Origin of the sequence: Streptomyces sp. NPDC048484 (genome assembly GCF_040651415.1) — a bacterium.
GTDB lineage: Bacteria > Actinomycetota > Actinomycetes > Streptomycetales > Streptomycetaceae > Streptomyces.
The window spans coordinates 116,596-133,212 of sequence record NZ_JBEZJY010000025.1; the positions used below are offsets into that span (position 1 = coordinate 116,596).

At 70.9% G+C, this 16,617-nt stretch carries 13 protein-coding genes; 6 read left to right on the forward strand and 7 right to left on the reverse strand.

Annotated elements, in window-relative coordinates:
* Positions 1–100: 100 nt before the first annotated feature.
* The 4 genes from AB0D14_RS25315 to AB0D14_RS25330 all read right to left on the reverse strand — a co-directional run bounded on the left by AB0D14_RS25315 (position 101) and on the right by AB0D14_RS25330 (position 3,309).
* Positions 101–955: an isocitrate lyase/phosphoenolpyruvate mutase family protein gene (locus AB0D14_RS25315; RefSeq protein WP_362782935.1), complete on the reverse strand. Its 855-nt coding sequence runs from the start codon at positions 953–955 to the stop codon at positions 101–103.
* Between the two features lie 201 nt (positions 956–1,156).
* Positions 1,157–1,654, reverse strand: coding sequence for a hypothetical protein (locus tag AB0D14_RS25320; RefSeq protein ID WP_362782937.1), 498 nt, complete (start codon positions 1,652–1,654; stop codon positions 1,157–1,159).
* Positions 1,655–1,706: 52 nt separating this feature from the next.
* Entirely contained in the window at positions 1,707–3,119 is a 1,413-nt protein-coding gene (locus AB0D14_RS25325; protein WP_362782939.1) for an RICIN domain-containing protein, read from the reverse strand.
* Positions 3,120–3,162: 43 nt separating this feature from the next.
* Positions 3,163–3,309, reverse strand: a complete 147-nt coding sequence (locus AB0D14_RS25330; RefSeq protein ID WP_362782942.1) for a twin-arginine translocation signal domain-containing protein — start codon at positions 3,307–3,309, stop codon at positions 3,163–3,165.
* 419 nt (positions 3,310–3,728) lie between these two features.
* Between AB0D14_RS25330 and thrS the strand changes: the two genes are divergently transcribed.
* The 4 genes from thrS to AB0D14_RS25350 all read left to right on the forward strand — a co-directional run bounded on the left by thrS (position 3,729) and on the right by AB0D14_RS25350 (position 11,091).
* Entirely contained in the window at positions 3,729–5,051 is a 1,323-nt protein-coding gene (thrS, locus tag AB0D14_RS25335; RefSeq protein ID WP_362782945.1) for a threonine--tRNA ligase, read from the forward strand.
* 37 nt (positions 5,052–5,088) lie between these two features.
* Positions 5,089–6,012, forward strand: a complete 924-nt coding sequence (gene mmuM, locus AB0D14_RS25340) for a homocysteine S-methyltransferase (protein ID WP_362782947.1) — start codon at positions 5,089–5,091, stop codon at positions 6,010–6,012.
* A 463-nt stretch (positions 6,013–6,475) separates the two neighbouring features.
* A complete protein-coding gene (locus AB0D14_RS25345) occupies positions 6,476–9,256 on the forward strand; it encodes a PQQ-dependent sugar dehydrogenase (protein ID WP_362783015.1) in 2,781 nt (926 codons plus the stop codon).
* Between the two features lie 29 nt (positions 9,257–9,285).
* On the forward strand, positions 9,286–11,091 hold the full coding sequence (locus AB0D14_RS25350; RefSeq protein ID WP_362783018.1) for a ThuA domain-containing protein: 1,806 nt from the start codon (positions 9,286–9,288) through the stop codon (positions 11,089–11,091).
* Positions 11,092–11,283: 192 nt separating this feature from the next.
* Here the strand turns inward: AB0D14_RS25350 and AB0D14_RS25355 are convergent, their stop codons facing one another.
* Positions 11,284–12,882: a carboxylesterase family protein gene (locus AB0D14_RS25355; protein ID WP_362782950.1), complete on the reverse strand. Its 1,599-nt coding sequence runs from the start codon at positions 12,880–12,882 to the stop codon at positions 11,284–11,286.
* Positions 12,883–13,148: 266 nt separating this feature from the next.
* On the opposite strand from AB0D14_RS25355, the gene AB0D14_RS25360 reads away from it, so the two are divergent.
* Both AB0D14_RS25360 and AB0D14_RS25365 read left to right on the forward strand, forming a co-directional pair.
* The gene (locus AB0D14_RS25360; RefSeq protein ID WP_362782952.1) at positions 13,149–14,177 is read left to right on the forward strand and encodes a LacI family DNA-binding transcriptional regulator; all 1,029 of its coding nucleotides are present in this window, start codon (positions 13,149–13,151) and stop codon (positions 14,175–14,177) included.
* Between the two features lie 137 nt (positions 14,178–14,314).
* Positions 14,315–14,776, forward strand: coding sequence for a VOC family protein (locus tag AB0D14_RS25365; protein WP_362782955.1), 462 nt, complete (start codon positions 14,315–14,317; stop codon positions 14,774–14,776).
* A gap of 118 nt (positions 14,777–14,894) precedes the next feature.
* On the opposite strand, the gene AB0D14_RS25370 is transcribed toward AB0D14_RS25365, so the two are convergent.
* Positions 14,895–15,641 carry a helix-turn-helix domain-containing protein gene (locus tag AB0D14_RS25370; protein ID WP_362783021.1) on the reverse strand — a complete coding sequence of 249 codons (747 nt, stop codon included), beginning with the start codon at positions 15,639–15,641 and terminating at the stop codon, positions 14,895–14,897.
* Between the two features lie 20 nt (positions 15,642–15,661).
* Complete coding sequence (locus AB0D14_RS25375) at positions 15,662–16,597, reverse strand: AraC family transcriptional regulator (protein WP_362782958.1); 936 nt, start codon at positions 16,595–16,597, stop codon at positions 15,662–15,664.
* Positions 16,598–16,617 lie beyond the last annotated feature (20 nt).

Below are 16,617 nucleotides of genomic sequence, written 5' to 3' on the forward strand. Positions count from 1 at the left end.
CGGAGTCCACAGAGCTTCATACCCACGAAAGCATCAACGGTACCAGGATGCCCCGCACAGGCGGGGCCGATTCGTGACCGAGTGGTGTGCGACCGAGCGGTCAGCGGCCGGGCGATGTGCGGCCGGCCGGGGCATGGCCGGGGTCGGCCGGCCGCGACGGCCGACCCAGCTCCTGTACCTCTGCGTACGTCGGCGCGACCCCCTCGACGGGCCGGCCCGCCCGGATCAGGGCCGCCGTCTCCAGGGCCGCGCCGAGGGCACGCCGATAGAGGAGGGACCCGAGACTGATCCGGCGAACGCCCAGGTCGGCGAGGGCGGGGACGGCCGGTCCCGTAGGCGAGTAGAGAATGTTGAGGGGCACGTCGAGGGCTGTCACCAGGGCGGCGATCCGGGCCGGGTCACTCAGGCCGGGCACGAACACGCCGTCGGCGCCCGCCTGTTGGTAGACATCGAGGCGGCGCATCGTCTCACGTCCGTCGCCCTTCCCCGGCCGGCGGGTGTTCAGCCCGTGGGTGGCCGGCCAGTGCGTGTCCGTGCGGGCGTTCACGAACAGACCCGGCACGGCGGCCTTCACCGCGGCGATCTTCGCCGCGTGGAGTTCGGCGGGGACCAGGGTGCCGTCGGCGCGACCGTCCTCCAGGTTGATGCCGACCGCCCCGACGGCGGCGAGTTCGCGGGCCACCCCGGCGACCTCGGCCGGATCGTCGCTGAACCCGCCCTCGGCGTCGACCGAGAGGAGGAACGGGCCGTTGCCCAGCGCCAACGCCAGCGCCAGCGAGGCGTCCCGGGTCGCGGCCGAACCGTCGGGCAGGCCCGCGGCCGCGGCGACCCCCAGGCTGGTCGTGCCGATCGCCGCGAAGCCCTGAGCGGCCAGGCCCGCCGCCGAGGCGTGGTCCCAGGCGTTGGGGAGCAGCAGTGGGGCATCGGCGTGGTGGAGCGCGGCGAAGGGGGTCATACGGCCACGCTAGGGGCGGAACGCTTCGGCATCCGCCGAACTGTTCCGGGGCTCGGGCGGGGCTGCCGACCGTTGCGGTGGTCGGGGCTGCCGTCCGTCGCGGTGGTCGGGCTGGCGTCCGTCGCGGTGGTACGGGACGCCGCCCCGCGGAGGTACACCTGAGGCGCCCCGGTTCCGGTCGGGACGCCCCAGGCGTCCAGCTCACCTCACCAAGCGCTCGGACACCAGACTTTGGGCAAGGAGTTCGTCGCGGACGAGTTCCGCGTACGCCGCCGCACCCTGCGCGGAGGTGTGGGTGTTGTCGCGCTTCTCGTTGTAGAGGTACAGCGCCTTGGAGCCCTCGACGCCCAGCGATTCCACCAGGGCCTTCGTCTTCGCCGTGAGGTCGATGAGCGGGACGTCGTGGGCGGCGAGCAGGGTGCGCCGGGTCTCGCCGCTGATGCCGGTGCTTGCCTCGGCCTCCCCGCCGAGTCGCACCCGCACGTCATACGTGCCGGGCGGAACGCCGAAGTGACACGCGCTCGCGGTGCAGTTCTCCAGGCCCATCCCCGACCCCGGCCCCAGGCCATGGCCATGACCACCGCCGTGCGACTGCGACTGCGACTGCGCGTACGGCTGCGCCTGGGCCGGGACGACGGACAAGGCCGAGGCCGAGGCGACGGTCAGGGCGGCCAGCAGGGTGATCGTCGTGCGTCTCAACGCGGCTCCTCCGACAGGTCCAACAGGGCTGACAGGCCCTCCGACGTGGCTTTCAGGTCCCCCTGGTCCACTGCTGGTTGGTGGCCCCGTTGCACGTGTACGTGATGACCGCGGCGGAGTCGGCGGTGGACGCGCCGTTCACGTCCAGGCACTCGCCACTCGCGCGGGACTTGACGTTCACATAGGAGCCGGTGGTGGTGAGCGACCACTGCTGGGCGGTCGACGAGCCGTTGCAGGTCTCCTGCGTGACGGTGTCGGCGTTTTCCTGTACGCACAGGGAGCTGCCCCGCACCGCCAGCTGGTAGTAGCCACTGCCGACCGACTTGAACCAGTACTTCTGGTTGGTGCCGCCGTTGCAGGTGTACTGCTTGATCTGGGCGCCGGCCCACAACGACTGGCTGGTGACGTCGGCACACTTGGAGGAGTGGCGGGCGATCAGCGAGTTGTACGTGGCGCTCGTCCCGGCGACGGTCCCGGCGGCCGTGTCGACGGTGACCTCCGGCGACCAGGACATGGACATCGTGGTCGAACTCGGGAAGGTCAGCGGCAGCCAGACGTAACGGGAGTCGTTGACCGTGCCGCCGAAGGAGTTGCCCCAGCGGTCACCCATGTAGAGGTAGGAAGTACCCGAACTCCCCTGCACGGTCGTGACGAAGGCGGTCTGCGAGTTGTACGTCGTCGAGTCGCCGACGTCTCTCATCGCCGTCCAGGGGCCCGCGATCGAGGTCGCCGTGGCGTACTGCTGCTGGTTGGCGCTCCAGCCGGTCGCGCCCGAGGTCAGCATGAAGTAGACGCCGCCGCGCTTGAAGAGTGCCGGGGCCTCGCGGTGGCCGCCGTGCCAGGGGTCCGCGACCAGAGAGGCGATACCGGTGTAGTCGGCCGTCAGGCGGTAGATCTGCAGGTCGTAGTTCTCGCGGGCGGCAGAGACCATGTATCCGGCGCCGTCCGTGTCGACGAACACCGTGATGTCACGGGACATGTGCGTGCCCAGCGGCCGGAAACTGCCCTGCCAGGCGTAGTTGCCGTCGACCGTGTCGGACACGGCGACGGCCGCGCGGGCCTCGCCGTAGTCGACGCCGTTCTCCTTGTGCATCCACATCACGAACTTGCCGGTGGACGCGTTGTACATGACCTTGGGGCGCTCGATGTTCGCGGTCGCCAGCTCCGGGTCGCTCGCCTCGGTCAGGACGTGGTTGCGGAACTCCCAGTTCTTCAGATCCGTGGAACGGTAGGCGTCCACGTACCGGAAGGTGTTGTCCGAGTTCCGGTTCTCGCCGAACCAGTAGTAGTACGAGCCGACCTTAACGACCCCGCCGCCGTGGGCGTGCACCGGACTGCCGTTGGTGTCGGTGAACTGCGTGCCGTTGGCTATGGTCTGCGGCGCGGCCTGGGCCGGGCCCGCCGTGACGAGTGCGCCGGCCAGGGCCAGACAGAGGGCGAGGAGTACCGCGTACAGGCGTCTCATCTCAGGCACGCTCCTTCGGGGGGGGTGTTGGCTGCGGGGTCCATCAGGTCACTGTCCGCGTCCGCGCCCACCGTGAGCAGACCGCGTGGGCCTGGGCCACGCCGGGAACGGTCAGCAGGGCCCCTGCGGCCAGGGCTCCCTTCAGCGCCGTTCTGCGGCTCGGAGTCTCGGGCAGGTCGTCGCGGCTCATGCTGACTGCCTCTCGGGGGTGGGGGCACAAAAGCCAACAGAAATGTTCGACACTTCGCACAACATCTGTCATTCCGAACGCCGAAAAGGTAAGGGCGTGTCACCGGGAGGTCAACGGGTCGGGAGCGAACCGGCAAGAACTCAGGAGACAAACATCGACGGCCGAGTTTTGTCATCGGCCCCGGATGAGCGCGCCGCCACACCCGTGGGTGGCCTCAGCGGTCGAAGAGGCCCAGGTCGCGCGCGATGCGGCGGGAAAACCCTGTGCGGGTTCCCCGGCACCCTTGCTACGGTCCCCTCCATGAAGCGCGCCAAGATGACGACGACGCCGGAGAATGTCCCGGCGCGCTGACCCATGAGTTAGTCGGAAGCCCCGGGGCGAGTGCCCCGGGGCTTCGGCGTACGTGGTCACTCGCCTGGATGCCTCCCGTCCACGAGGAGACCGCCACCATGAACACCAACGGCAACGCCAACCCCAACGGCAGCCCCAACGGCAACGGCAACAACCACCACCCACGGCACGACCACCGCAGACTCGGTCGCGAGCTGGGGCTGTTCGACACCGATCCGCTGATCGGCGCGGGGCTGCCGTACTGGCTGCCCGACGGCGCGGCCGTACGGCACACCCTGGAGGAGTACATCCGCTCCGAGGAGCGGCGCGCGGGCTACCGGCACGTGTACTCGCCCGTGCTGGGCAAGCGCGAGCTGTACGAGATCTCGGGCCACTGGTCGCACTACAGCGAGGACATGTTCCCGCCGATGGACCTGGGCGCGGAGCAGGTCGTGCTGCGGCCGAGCCTGTGTCCGCATCACGCGCTGATCTACCGCTCCCGGTCCCGGAGCTATCGCGAACTGCCTCTGCGCATGGCGGAGTTGGGCGGCATGTTCCGCTCCGAGCTGTCCGGCGTACTCGGCGGGCTCACCCGCGTGCGCGCGATCCAGCTGAACGACGCGCACATCTTCTGCACCCTGGACCAGGTGGCGCACGAGGCGGGGGCGGCGCTGGAGATGATCCGCCGGGCGTACGAGGCACTCGGCGTCACCCCGGCCCGCTACCGGCTCTCGCTGCCGGGCCCGGGTGGCAAGTACGTCGCCGCGCCCGAGCTGTGGCAACGGTCCACCGCGCTCCTGACCGAGGTCCTGGACCACTCGGGGCTGCCGTACGAGGCGGCCGAGGGCGAGGCCGCGTTCTACGGGCCCAAGATCGATGTCCAGGTGGCCGACAGCGCGGGGCGGGAGTCCACCCTGTCCACCGTGCAGATCGACTTCCACCAGCCCGAGCGGTTCGGCCTGCGCTATGTCGGCGCGGACGGTGCCAAGCACCGGCCCGTCATGGTGCACCGCAGCATCATCGGCAGCGTGGAGCGGGCCGTCGCCCTGCTCCTGGAGCAGCACGGCGGAGCCTTCCCGGGCTGGCTCGCCCCGACCCAGCTGATGGTCCTGCCGGTCTCGGCGGCGGAGCTCCCGAACGCCGTCGCCCTGACCCGCCGTTGCGCCGAGCGAGGGCTGCGGGCCGAGATCGCCGAACCGGAACGCGGCACCCTCGGGGCCCGTGTCCGGGAGTCCCGCCTGGCCCCTTACCAGGCGGTGATCGGCGGGAAGGAGGCCGCCGACGACCTGGTGGCGCTTCGGCTGCGCGACGGCCGTCGGCTGGGGCCGATGCCGGCCGAGGACGCCCTCGACCGGATCCTGGCCCTGACCGACGCGCACAGCACCGCCCTGTGGGAGGAGACCGTCTCGTGAGGCGGGTTACCGTCCGTGCTTCGACTAGCGTCGTAGCATGACCATCAGCACCTCGTCCCCATTTGCCCAAGCTCTCGCCACCGGCACGGTCGTCCTCGACGGCGGTCTGTCCAACCAGCTCAGATCGGCCGGGCACGACCTGAGCGACGAGCTGTGGTCGGCGCGGCTGCTCATGGAACAACCGGAGGCGATCACCGAGGCGCACCTCGCCTACTTCGAGGCCGGCGCGAGTGTGGCGATCACGTCCAGCTACCAGGCGACCTTCGAGGGCTTCGCCAGGCGCGGCGTCTCCGAGGAGCGGGCGGCCGAACTCCTCGCGCTGAGCGTCGAACTCGCACGGGAGGCGGCCCGGCAGGCCGGGGCGAAGGGCGTGCGCGGGCCGCTGTGGGTGGCGGCGTCGGTGGGCCCGTACGGGGCGATGCTCGCGGACGGCTCCGAGTACCGGGGGCGGTACGGGCTGAGCGTGGTCGAGCTGGAACGCTTCCACCGGCCCCGCATGGAGGTACTGGCCGAGGCGGGTCCCGACCTCCTGGCCCTGGAGACCGTGCCGGACGCCGACGAGGCGCGGGCGCTGCTGAGGGCGGTGCGCGGACTCGGCGTACCGGCGTGGCTGTCGTACAGCGTCGCCGGTGAGCGGACTCGGGCCGGGCAGCCGTTGGAGGAGGCCTTCGCGGTGGCCGCCGATGCCGATGAGGTGATCGCGGTCGGTGTCAACTGCTGCGCCCCCGAGGACGCGGACGCCGCGGTGGCGACCGCGGCGCGTGTCACCGGCAAGCCGGTCGTTGTCTACCCGAACAGCGGCGAGACCTGGGATGCGGGGGCTCGCGCCTGGAGAGGGCACTCCACCTTCGCCCCGGAGCAGGTCATTGGCTGGGAGCAGGGTGGGGCGCGGTTGATCGGGGGGTGTTGTCGGGTGGGGCCGGAGGCGGTCGCGCGGATCGCTACCGCCCTCGGCGCGTAGGGCTCCGCCGGGAGGGTGGGGTGGGATCCGTCGTGGGGGGGGCGGGCGGGCCGGTGAGAGACCTGCGGGTCGGTGGGAGACCTGCGGGTCGGTGGGGCTGGGCGCGGCCACGCGGCGGGGCCGCGTCACGACGCAGCCCCGCGACCCTGACGGAACGCCCCCTGAACGGGGGCGGGACCTACTTTGTCCCGGGTCTGGGAAAAGTGTCGGGAATCTGCGCGGTATGGGTTACGAAGTTCGACAAAGGTCGCTAGCTTCCTAACTTGAAATGAACCGGTCATAGAGCCGTGACCGGCTATGACGGCGCGACGGCGCGCGCCTGTGCACCGCTTGGCAGTCCGGCGAGGACTGCTGTCATCCCACCCCACTCTGGGAGACCTCTGTGCGCATGAAACCGCTCAGACACAGACGTGTCCGTTGTCTGCTGACCGCCATGGCCTGCGCCTTCGGCTGTCTGTTGCCGATGTCCCCGGCCACCGCCCACCAGGCGGATCCGCCCGTCGAACCCAAGGCCGCTGCCGCCGTCGAGTACCAGCAGGTCACGCTCGCCAAGGGGGTGGTCGAGACGGGCGAGCCCATGACCCTGGCGGTGCTGCCGGACCGCTCGGTCCTGCACACCGCCCGGGACGGCACGCTCCGGCTGACGAACGCCGCGGGGACCACCTCCGTCGCGGGCAAACTGGACGTCTACAGCCATGACGAGGAAGGTCTGCAGGGCGTCGCCGTGGACCCCGGTTTCGCGTCCAACCGGTACGTCTTCCTCTACTACGCGCCCAAACTGAGCACTCCGGCCGGTGACGCCCCGTCCGACGGCACCGCCGCCGACTTCGCCCCCTTCGACGGGGTCAACCGGCTGTCCCGGTTCGTCCTGAAGACCGACGGCACCCTGGACCTCGGCAGCGAGAAGAAGATCCTCGACGTGCCCGCCTCCCGCGGCATCTGCTGCCACGTGGGCGGCGACATCGACTTCGACGCGGCCGGAAACCTGTACCTGTCCACCGGCGACGACACCAACCCGTTCTCCTCGGACAGCTACACCCCGATCGACGAGCGTGCCACCCGCAACCCCGCCTTCGACGCCCAGCGTTCCGCGGGCAACACCAACGACCTGCGCGGCAAGGTCCTGCGGATCAAGGTCAACGCCGACAGCTCGTACGCGATCCCGGGCGGCAACCTCTTCCCGGCCGGCACCGCGAAGACCCGTCCCGAGATCTACGCGATGGGCTTCCGCAACCCCTTCCGGATGAGCGTCGACAAGCCCACCGGCATCGTCTACCTCGGCGACTACGGCCCCGACGCCGGCACCGCCAGCCCGACGCGCGGACCCGGCGGGCAGGTGGAGTTCAACCGGATCACCAAGGCCGGCAACTACGGCTGGCCGTACTGCACCGGCGACAACGACGCCTACATCGACTACAACTTCGCCACCGGCGCCTCCGGCTCCGCCTTCAACTGCGCGGCGCCCACGAACAACTCACCGCGCAACACCGGTCTGACCGACCTGCCTGCCGTCCAGCCCGCCTGGATCCCCTACGACGGCGCGTCCGTTCCGGAGTTCGGCAACGGGTCGGAGTCCCCGATGGGCGGCCCGGTCTACCGTTACGACGCCGGCTCCACCTCCGAGGTGAAGTTCCCGCAGGAGTACGACGGTGACTTCTTCGCAGGGGAGTTCGGCCGGCGCTGGATCAAGCGCATCGAGTCCGGCGCCGACGGCACCGTGCAGTCCATCAACTCCTTCCCCTGGAGCGGCACCCAGGTGATGGACATGGCCTTCGGCCCCGACGGTGCCCTGTACGTGCTCGACTACGGCACCGGCTACTTCAACGGTGACGAGAACTCCGCGCTGTACCGCATCGACCATGTCACCAACGGGCTCGCCCCGACCGCGCAGGCGAAGGCGGGAGTCACCTCGGGCAAGGCGCCCCTGACCGTCCCGTTCTCCTCGGCCGGCAGCACCGACCCGGACGGCGACGCCATCAGCTACGCCTGGACCTTCGGAGACGGCGCCACCTCCACCGCCGCCAACCCCTCCCACACCTACACGACGAACGGCCAGTACACGGCCACGCTGAAAGTCACGGACACCACCGGCAAGTCCGCGACGGCCTCCGTGCAGATCACAGTGGGGAACACCGCACCCACCGTGCGACTGGACCTGCCGCTGGACGGAAGCATCCACGACTTCGGCGACGCCATCCCGTTCAAGGTGACGGTGACCGACCCAGAGGACGGCACGGACGGCACGATCGACTGCACCAAGGTGAAGGTCACCTTCATCGTCGGACACGACAGTCACGGCCACCCGCAGACCTCCGCCACCGGGTGCACCGGCACCCTCCAGACCCTGGCGGACGGCGAGCACGACCCCAACGCCAACATATTCGGCGTGCTCGACGCCGAGTACACCGACAAGGGCGCCGCAGGACAGCCCGCGCTGACCACGCACGACCAGCGCGTCGTCCAGCCCAGCCACCGGCAGGGCGAGCACTACGGCGCCTCGTCCGGCGTCGACGTCATCTCCCACGGTCCGGCGCACGGCGGCAAGACCGTCGGCAACATCGAGAACAGCGACTGGATCTCCTTCCAGCCGTACGCCCTCGGCAACGCGACCCGGTTCACCGCGCGGGTCTCCTCCGCCGGTGCGGGCGGCACCATCGAGGTCCGCGCCGGATCGACGACCGGCACCCTGCTCGGCACGACGACCGTGCCGGTGACCGGCGGGTGGGAGACCTTCCAGGACGTGACCGCCACGCTGAGCAACCAGCCCGTCGGCCCCACCTCCCTCCACCTCGTCTTCAAGGGCGGCAGCGGCGCGCTCTTCGACCTGGACGAGTTCTCCTTCACCACCTCCGGGGACACCACCCGCTCGGGTGAGGTGAAGGGCGTGAACGGCAAGTGCCTGGACATCGACAACGCCCAGACCGCCGACGGCACCAAGGTCCAGATCTGGACCTGCAACAGCACCGGCGCCCAGAAGTGGACCGTCTCCACCGACGGCACGCTGCGCGCCCTCGGCAAATGCCTGGACGTCTCCGACGGAGCCACCGCCGACGGCACCAAGATCCAGCTCTGGACCTGCAACGGCAGCGGTGCGCAGACCTGGGCCGCCCAACCCGACGGCACCGTCCGCAACCCGCAGTCCGGCAAGTGCCTGGATGCCTCCGGCGGCACCTGGAACGACGGAACCGCAGTCCACCTGTGGACCTGCCACACAGCCGCCAACCAGAAATGGACCCTGCCGTAGGAGGGAGGAGACCGACCATGCGTAGCTACATGCGTACCTGTCTGAAAGCGGGCATCGGCCTGTTCACCGGCGCCGCGCTCTGCCTGGCCCCGCAGGCCTCGACGGCACTGCCCGGCACGGTGAGCCAATCCGGCACCCAGTCCGTCACCCGGTCCGCCACCGCGTCCGCCACCGAGACGGTCAGCACGGAAACACGGGCGGCGGCCGACCCGGCGTACAAGATCCTCGTCTTCTCCAGGACGGCGGGCTTCCGCCACGACTCGATCGACGAGGGCATCGCGGCCCTGCGCGGCCTCGGCAGCGCGAACAACTTCACCGTGGACGCCACCGAGGACGCACAGACCTTCACGACCGGAAATCTCGCCCAGTACAAGGGCGTCGTCTTCCTGTCGACGACGGGTGACGTGCTGAACGCCGCCCAGCAGACGGCCTTCGAGAGTTACGTGCAGGGCGGCGGCGGATACGTCGGTATCCACTCCGCCGCCGACACCGAGTACGACTGGCCGTTCTACGAGGGTCTGGCCGGCGCGCTCTTCCACTCGCACCCGGCCATCCAGTCCGCCACCGTCAAGGTCGAGGACCGGGCGCACGACGCCACCGCCCACCTGGGCAGCACCTGGCAGCGCACCGACGAGTGGTACAACTACCGCACCAACCCGCGCACCACCGCTCACGTGCTGGCCTCGCTCGACGAGTCCAGCTACTCGGGCGGGAACATGTCCGGCGACCACCCGATCGCCTGGTGCAAGGACTACCAGGGCGGCCGGGCCTTCTACACCGGCGGCGGGCACACCGCCGAGTCGTACGCCGATCCCGCTTTCCGGCGACACCTCCTCGGCGGGATCCGCTGGGCCGCCGGGATGACCGACGCCGACTGCCGCCCGGAGACCGGCTACACACCGCTGTTCGACGGCTCGTCCACCAGCGGCTGGAAGCAGGCGGGGCCGGGGCAGTTCAGCCTCGCGGACGGCACGCTCACCTCGGTGGGCGGGATGGGGCTGTTCTGGTACAACGCCCAGGAGTTCACCGGCGACTACTCCCTCAAGCTCGACTGGCGGATGGCCGGGGACGACAACTCCGGTGTCTACATCGGCTTCCCGGCCTCCGACGACCCGTGGTCCGCGGTGGACAACGGCTACGAGATCCAGATCGACGCCACCGACACCGCCGACCACACCACGGGCTCCGTCTACGGTTTCAAGTCCGCCGACCTCGCCGCACGGGACGCCGCGCTGAATCCGCCGGGCGAGTGGAACACATACGAACTCCGGGTCACCGGCGAGCGGTTGGAGATCTTCCTCAACGGCCGCAAGATCAACGACTTCACCAACACCGATCCCGTACGGAGCCTGCGGCAGGGGCACATCGGCATCCAGAACCACGGGGACGGCGACGACGTGTCCTTCCGCAACGTCCGCGTCAAGCGTGGCGGTGGCGGGCAGGAGCCCGGGCCCCGCTCGGGTGAGGTGAAGGGCGTGAACGGCAAGTGCCTGGACATCGACAACGCCCAGACCGCCGACGGCACCAAGGTCCAGATCTGGACCTGCAACAGCTCCGGTGCCCAGAAGTGGACCGTCTCCACCGACGGCACGCTGCGCGCCCTCGGCAAATGCCTGGACGTCTCCGACGGAGCCACCGCCGACGGCACCAAGATCCAGCTCTGGACCTGCAACGGCAGCGGTGCGCAGACCTGGGCCGCCCAACCCGACGGCACCGTCCGCAACCCGCAGTCCGGCAAGTGCCTGGATGCCTCCGGCGGCACCTGGAACGACGGAACCCCGGTCCACCTGTGGACCTGCCACACAGCCGCCAACCAGAAATGGACCCTGCCGTGAGCTCCCCCTGAGCGCCCCGTGGCGGAGCCGCACATGTCACAGCCCCGCGCCCCTGAGGTTCAGGAGCGCGGGGAACGGCGCAGTCCCTCAGGAGCGCGGGGCACGGAGCAGCCGCCTTAGGGGCGCGGGGAACGGCGCAATCGTTTAGGGGCGCGGGGAACTGCGCGACCAGCCACACACGACCCGCAGGCGTCACTCCCCCCGCACACCCCCGGACCTCCGAAGCCGCCGCACCACCGACATCGGAACCACACCCGGCTTCGGTGACACGGGGCCGGCCCCCGCGCCCCCCGCGGGAGCCGACTCCGCCTGCCACAAACCGATCTCCCGGTCCCGAAGCCCCCGCACGACCGCAGGCCCACCCGCCCCGAAGACCCGTACCGGATGCGTGTCGTCCCACGCCGGCCACCCCGGATCACCCGTGACGGCGAACCGCACCCACGTCGAGTGCATCTCGTCGGCCAGGGACTGCGGCGCCCCCGGCCCCGCGAGCTTCGCCGCCTCGGGCACATCGGCCGTGTCGAAGACGAAACCCAGCTCCAGGGCATGGCACGCCCCGAGGCCGGGCACGTTCGACCGCCAGCCGAACTCGTAGACGTGCGAGCGCGCCCGGTGCGCGTCCGCGAGGCGGTGCAGCGGCACACGGAGAAGGAAGTCGGTGACCATCTGCCCCACCAGATCGGCGGTGCTCGCCCCGGGATGCGCCAGCCGGTAGCCGCGCGGCACCTCGGGCCCGCAGCGGCAGCGGGCCATCGCCCCGGCCAGGGCGACCGCGCCGAGCCGGTCGACGCGTTCGATGAGCCCGGTCGGCGCGAGCCACAGCCGGTACTCCTCGCTGGTCCAGCCCAGCAGCAGCTCCACGTCCTGTGCGACGCCGCCCTCGGTCAGCGCCTCCATCGGGTCGCGCGGCACCAGATCGCCGTCGACGACGATCCCGAAGGCGGGCCCGCCGGTGACCGGGCTGGCACGGCGGCCGGTCTCGGCCTGTGCCTCGGCCAGGGCGGTCCGGTCGACGGCGGCGAACGCCTGGGCGGTCGCCGGGATCTTCAGCCGGGCGGCCATCCGCCGGACCACGCGCCGCACCTTGTCCCGTTCCGTCACCTCGGGGGGCCCGCTCTGCAGCGCCGCCCGCCGGAACAGCCCCTGGGCGCGCGGGCTCGCCAGCAACGCCCCGATACTGATCGCTCCGGCGGACTCGCCGAAGACGGTCACCCGGTCCGGATCACCGCCGAACTCCGTGACCGAGTCCCGTACCCACTCCAGCGCGGCGAGCTGGTCGCGCAGGCCGACGTTGGCGGGGGCGTCCGGGAAGAGGCCGAACCCCTCCACGCCGAGGCGGTAGTTGAGGGACACGAACACCACCCCGTCGCGGGCGAAGGGCCGGCCGTCGTACACCGGCATCGCGGACGAGCCCCGGGTCAGCGCCCCTCCGTGGATCCACACCATGACCGGAAGCCGGGCGCCCGGATCCGGCGCCGGTGTCCACACGTTCAGGTTCAGGCAGTCGTCGCCCGGCACCACCGGGTCGGAGAGCAGCTTCGCGAAGGGCTCGGAGTACGGCGGCTTGGGAGGTGTCGGCCCGAACGCACCCGCGTCGCGCACCCCGCTCCAGGGCTCGGGCGGGACGGGCGGCCGAAAGCGGCGGGGGCCGAAGGGCGGCGCCGCGTAGGGGATGCCCCGGAAGACGGCGACACCGTTCTCGTAACGGCCTCGCACGGCACCGTAAGGGGTGCCGACCACAGGATCCTCGGCCGCCACCGGACGCTCGGCCACCACAGGATCTTCGGCCATCGAACCCTCTCCTCACGTAACGGGAACCGCACCTCCACCGCATCACAGAACCTCCCTGTCCCGCAGCCCCGACAGGCTGAAGTCGGGCGTGTCGTCCGCCCCGGATCACCCACGACCTGCGCGTTCGATATTTCGAGAGTTTCGGCTCTGTGGAATTCCATCGAGTACCGCTCTTCCACGGCGAGTTGGGGCGGCCTTACTGTAGGAAGCGCTTTCTATCCGAAACTTTCGCGGGCCCTCGGGACAGGGCCGGAGAGGTGGGCTCCATGGTGCGTACCGGGAGTGTGGCGGGGCCGACCCTCGCGGTCGTCGCCCGCGAGGCAGGGGTGTCCGTACCCACGGCCTCGAAGGTGGTCAACGGCCGTGAGGACGTGGCACCGGAGACCCGCCGCCGGGTCACGGAGGCGCTCGACCGGCTGGGCTATGTGCGCAGACCCCGGTTCGACGCGGTGAAGTCACCGGGCCTGGTCGATCTCGTCGTGCACTCGCTGGACAGCTCCTGGTCGGGCGCGATCCTGCACGGAGTGGAGGAGGCGGCGCACGACGCGGGCCTGGGGGTGGTGGTCTCGGCCGGACTGACCCGGACCCGGGGCGGCCGTCCGGAACACGGCTGGCTGGACAAGCTCTCCACCCGCGGCTCCTCCGGGGTGCTGTTCAACCTCGCCGAGCTGACCCCGTCCCAGTACGCCTGGCTGGACCAGCACCGCATCCCGTTCGTGCTGATCGACCCGGTGCTCGAACCGCCGTCGGGTGTCGTCTCGGTCGGCGCGGCCAACTGGCACGGCGGAGTCACCGCCACCGAGCACCTGCTCTCCCTCGGCCACGAACGCATCGCCGTCATCGCGGGCTACCGCCGCAAGATGTGCAGCAACGAGCGCGTCGCCGGCTACCGCTCGGCGCTCGCGGCGGCCGGTCTGCGCCACCGGCCCGAGTATCTGCGCCACGGCAGTTTCGACGAGGTCTCCGCGCACCGCAGGATGCTGGAGCTGCTCGATCTGCCGGAGCCGCCCACGGCCGTCTTCGTCTGCTCGGACCGGATGGCCCTCGGTGCGTATCGTGCCCTCGCCGAGCGGGGGTTGTCCGTGCCGGACGACGTCAGTGTGGTCGGCTTCGACGATCTGCCCGAGGCCCACTGGGCTTCGCCGGCCCTGACGACCGTCCGCCAGCCGTTGTCCGAGATGGCTGCCGCTGCGCTGCGCCTGCTGGTGCGGATGATGGCCGGTGAGCGGCCCGAGGGGACGCGGACGGAGTTGTCGACACGGTTGGTGGTGCGTTCGAGTACCGCCGCCTGTTGATCTGCGTGGCATGGCCGTACGAACGTGCGGGCCGCCCTCACGGGTCTTCGACGTGGAGTTCGCGATTGTGGAGTTCCCGACTGTGGACGTCCGATTCGTTCAAGACCCGCGCCCGCCGCGCTCCCTACGGTGATCCCATGACTCCACAAACCCCTCAACCCATTCCACGACCCGCTCCTCGACCCACTGCCCGGCCCACTCCCCGATTCGACCTCGTCGGTCTCGTCGTCTCCGACATGGCCGCCTCGCTCGCCTTCTACCGCCGCCTCGGCCTTGAGTTCCCCGAGGGGGCCGAGAGCGCGCCGCACGTCGAGGCGGAACTTCCCGGGGGCCTGCGCTTCGCGCTCGACACGGAGGAGACGGTCCGTTCGTTCCACCCCGAATGGAGCCCGCCGACGAGTGGCGGCCGGATCGGTCTGGCATTCCTGTGCGACAGCCCCTGGGACGTGGACTCCACGTACGAGAGCCTGACGGCCGCAGGTCACAAGGCGGAACTCAAGCCGTTCGACGCCCCCTGGGGCATGCGGTACGCGGTCGTCCACGACCCGGACGGCAACGGAGTGGACCTCTTCGCACACCTCGACGGCAGCGCCCCTTGAGTGCTGCGGTGTTCGTGCCGCTGTGTTCGTGGCAGTGTCAGTCCTCTCGAACGGAACCCCTGAGCCGGTTGTCCGGTTCTTTCCGGTTGCCCGGTTGCCAAGGCCCAGCGGCTCAGGCTCAACGGCGAAGCAGCTCGCCCAACGGTGTCCCCGTCAACTCGCGCACCTCGCGGGACAGATGGGCCTGGTCGGCATATCCCGCGGCGGCAGCCGTATCGGCCGGAGCCACCCCGCCCCGGGCCAACCGCAGGGCCCGCTGCAACCGCAGGACGCGGGCCAGGGTCTTGGGGCCGTATCCGAAGGCGGCCAGCGCACGACGATGCAGCTGCCGCTCGCTCCAGCCCACCTCGTCCGCGGTCGAGGCGACGGACCGGCCCGCGGACAGGGCCGTGACGACGGCCCGCAGCCGCGCGTCGGGCGGCCCGGCCTGGGCCGCGCGGCCCAGGGCCACCGCTTCCAGGGCAGCCGACGGGTCCGCCGCCGCGTCGACCCGCTCCGTCAGCCGCCGCACCTCGGCCCCCTTCCACAGATCGGCGAGGTCGACGCGCCGGTCGCGCAGCTCATGAGCGGGTACGCCGAGGTAGGAGGGCGCGGTTCCGGGAAAGAAGCGCACGCCCGCGTACCGTCTCGCGCCCCCGGGCGCGTTCCCCGCGTACGCGCGGGTGTCGGGTCCCGCGACGAACAGGCGCCCCTCGGTCCACAGCAGGTCCATGCACCCGTCGGGCAGCACCGGGGCGGCGTCACCGGGCACGGCGGTACGGGTCCACACGACGGCGTCGGTGAGCCGCGACGCCCGTTCCCTGTACGGCGCCGGCTGCCTCGACGGCTCCGACGACACCTCGGCGTACGGCTCGACCACAGGCATCTCGACCACGGACAGAAAGGCTACGCCGCTCTCGTCCGGTGCTCCTGCGGGCTGACTCCGTAGACCCGTTTGAAGGCGCTGGACAGGGCGAAGGCGCTGCCGTAGCCGACCTTGCGGGCGATCGCCTCCAGGGTGTCGCCGGTGTCGCGCAGCCGGTCCGCGGCGAGGGCGAGGCGCCAGCCGGTCAGGTACGTCATCGGGGGCTCGCCGACGAGTTCGCTGAAACGGCGGGCGAGCGCGGCCCGTGAGACACCGGCCTTCGTGGCGAGGGAGGCGACCGTCCAGGGGTGCGCCGGGTCGTCCTGGAGGAGCCGCAGCACGCGGCCGACGACCGGGTCGGCGAGAGCCTGGTACCAGGCGGGCGCCTCGGCCTCCGGGCGGGAGAACCAGGCCCGCAGCGCGGTGATGACCAGCAGGTCGAGCAGCCGGTCGAGGACGACCTCCTGGCCGGGCTCGTCGCGCACGATCTCCTCGGTGAACAGCGGGGTCAGCGGACACTCCCACACCTCGGAGGGCAGGGTCAGCACCGGCGGCAGGGCGTCGAGGAGCCGGCCGCTCACCTCGCCCTGCACCGGGTACGTACCGATCAGCATCACCATGGAACCGTCGAGCCGCTCCCCCCAGGTGCGGACGCCGAGATCCATGGTGCCCCGCATCGAGCGCCCGTCCGGGTACGTGCACTCCTGGCCCGGCAGGATCACCGCGATCGGCGGGGTCGCGGGGTCGTCGGCGCAGGTGTACGGATCGGGGCCGCGCGCGATGGCGAGGTCGCCGGCCCGTAGCCGCACGGGCTCACCGGCCTCTGGCGTGATCCAGGACTCGCCGCGGATCATCAGCATGACGGTGAGGGGGGCGCGGTCCTCGATCCGGATGGACCAGGGCGGTTCGAAGCACGCCCGGATCATGAAGGCCCCACGCGCGCGTGGGCCCTCAAGAAGCCCTGCGAGTGCGTCCATGGACCCAGCCTAGACGCCCA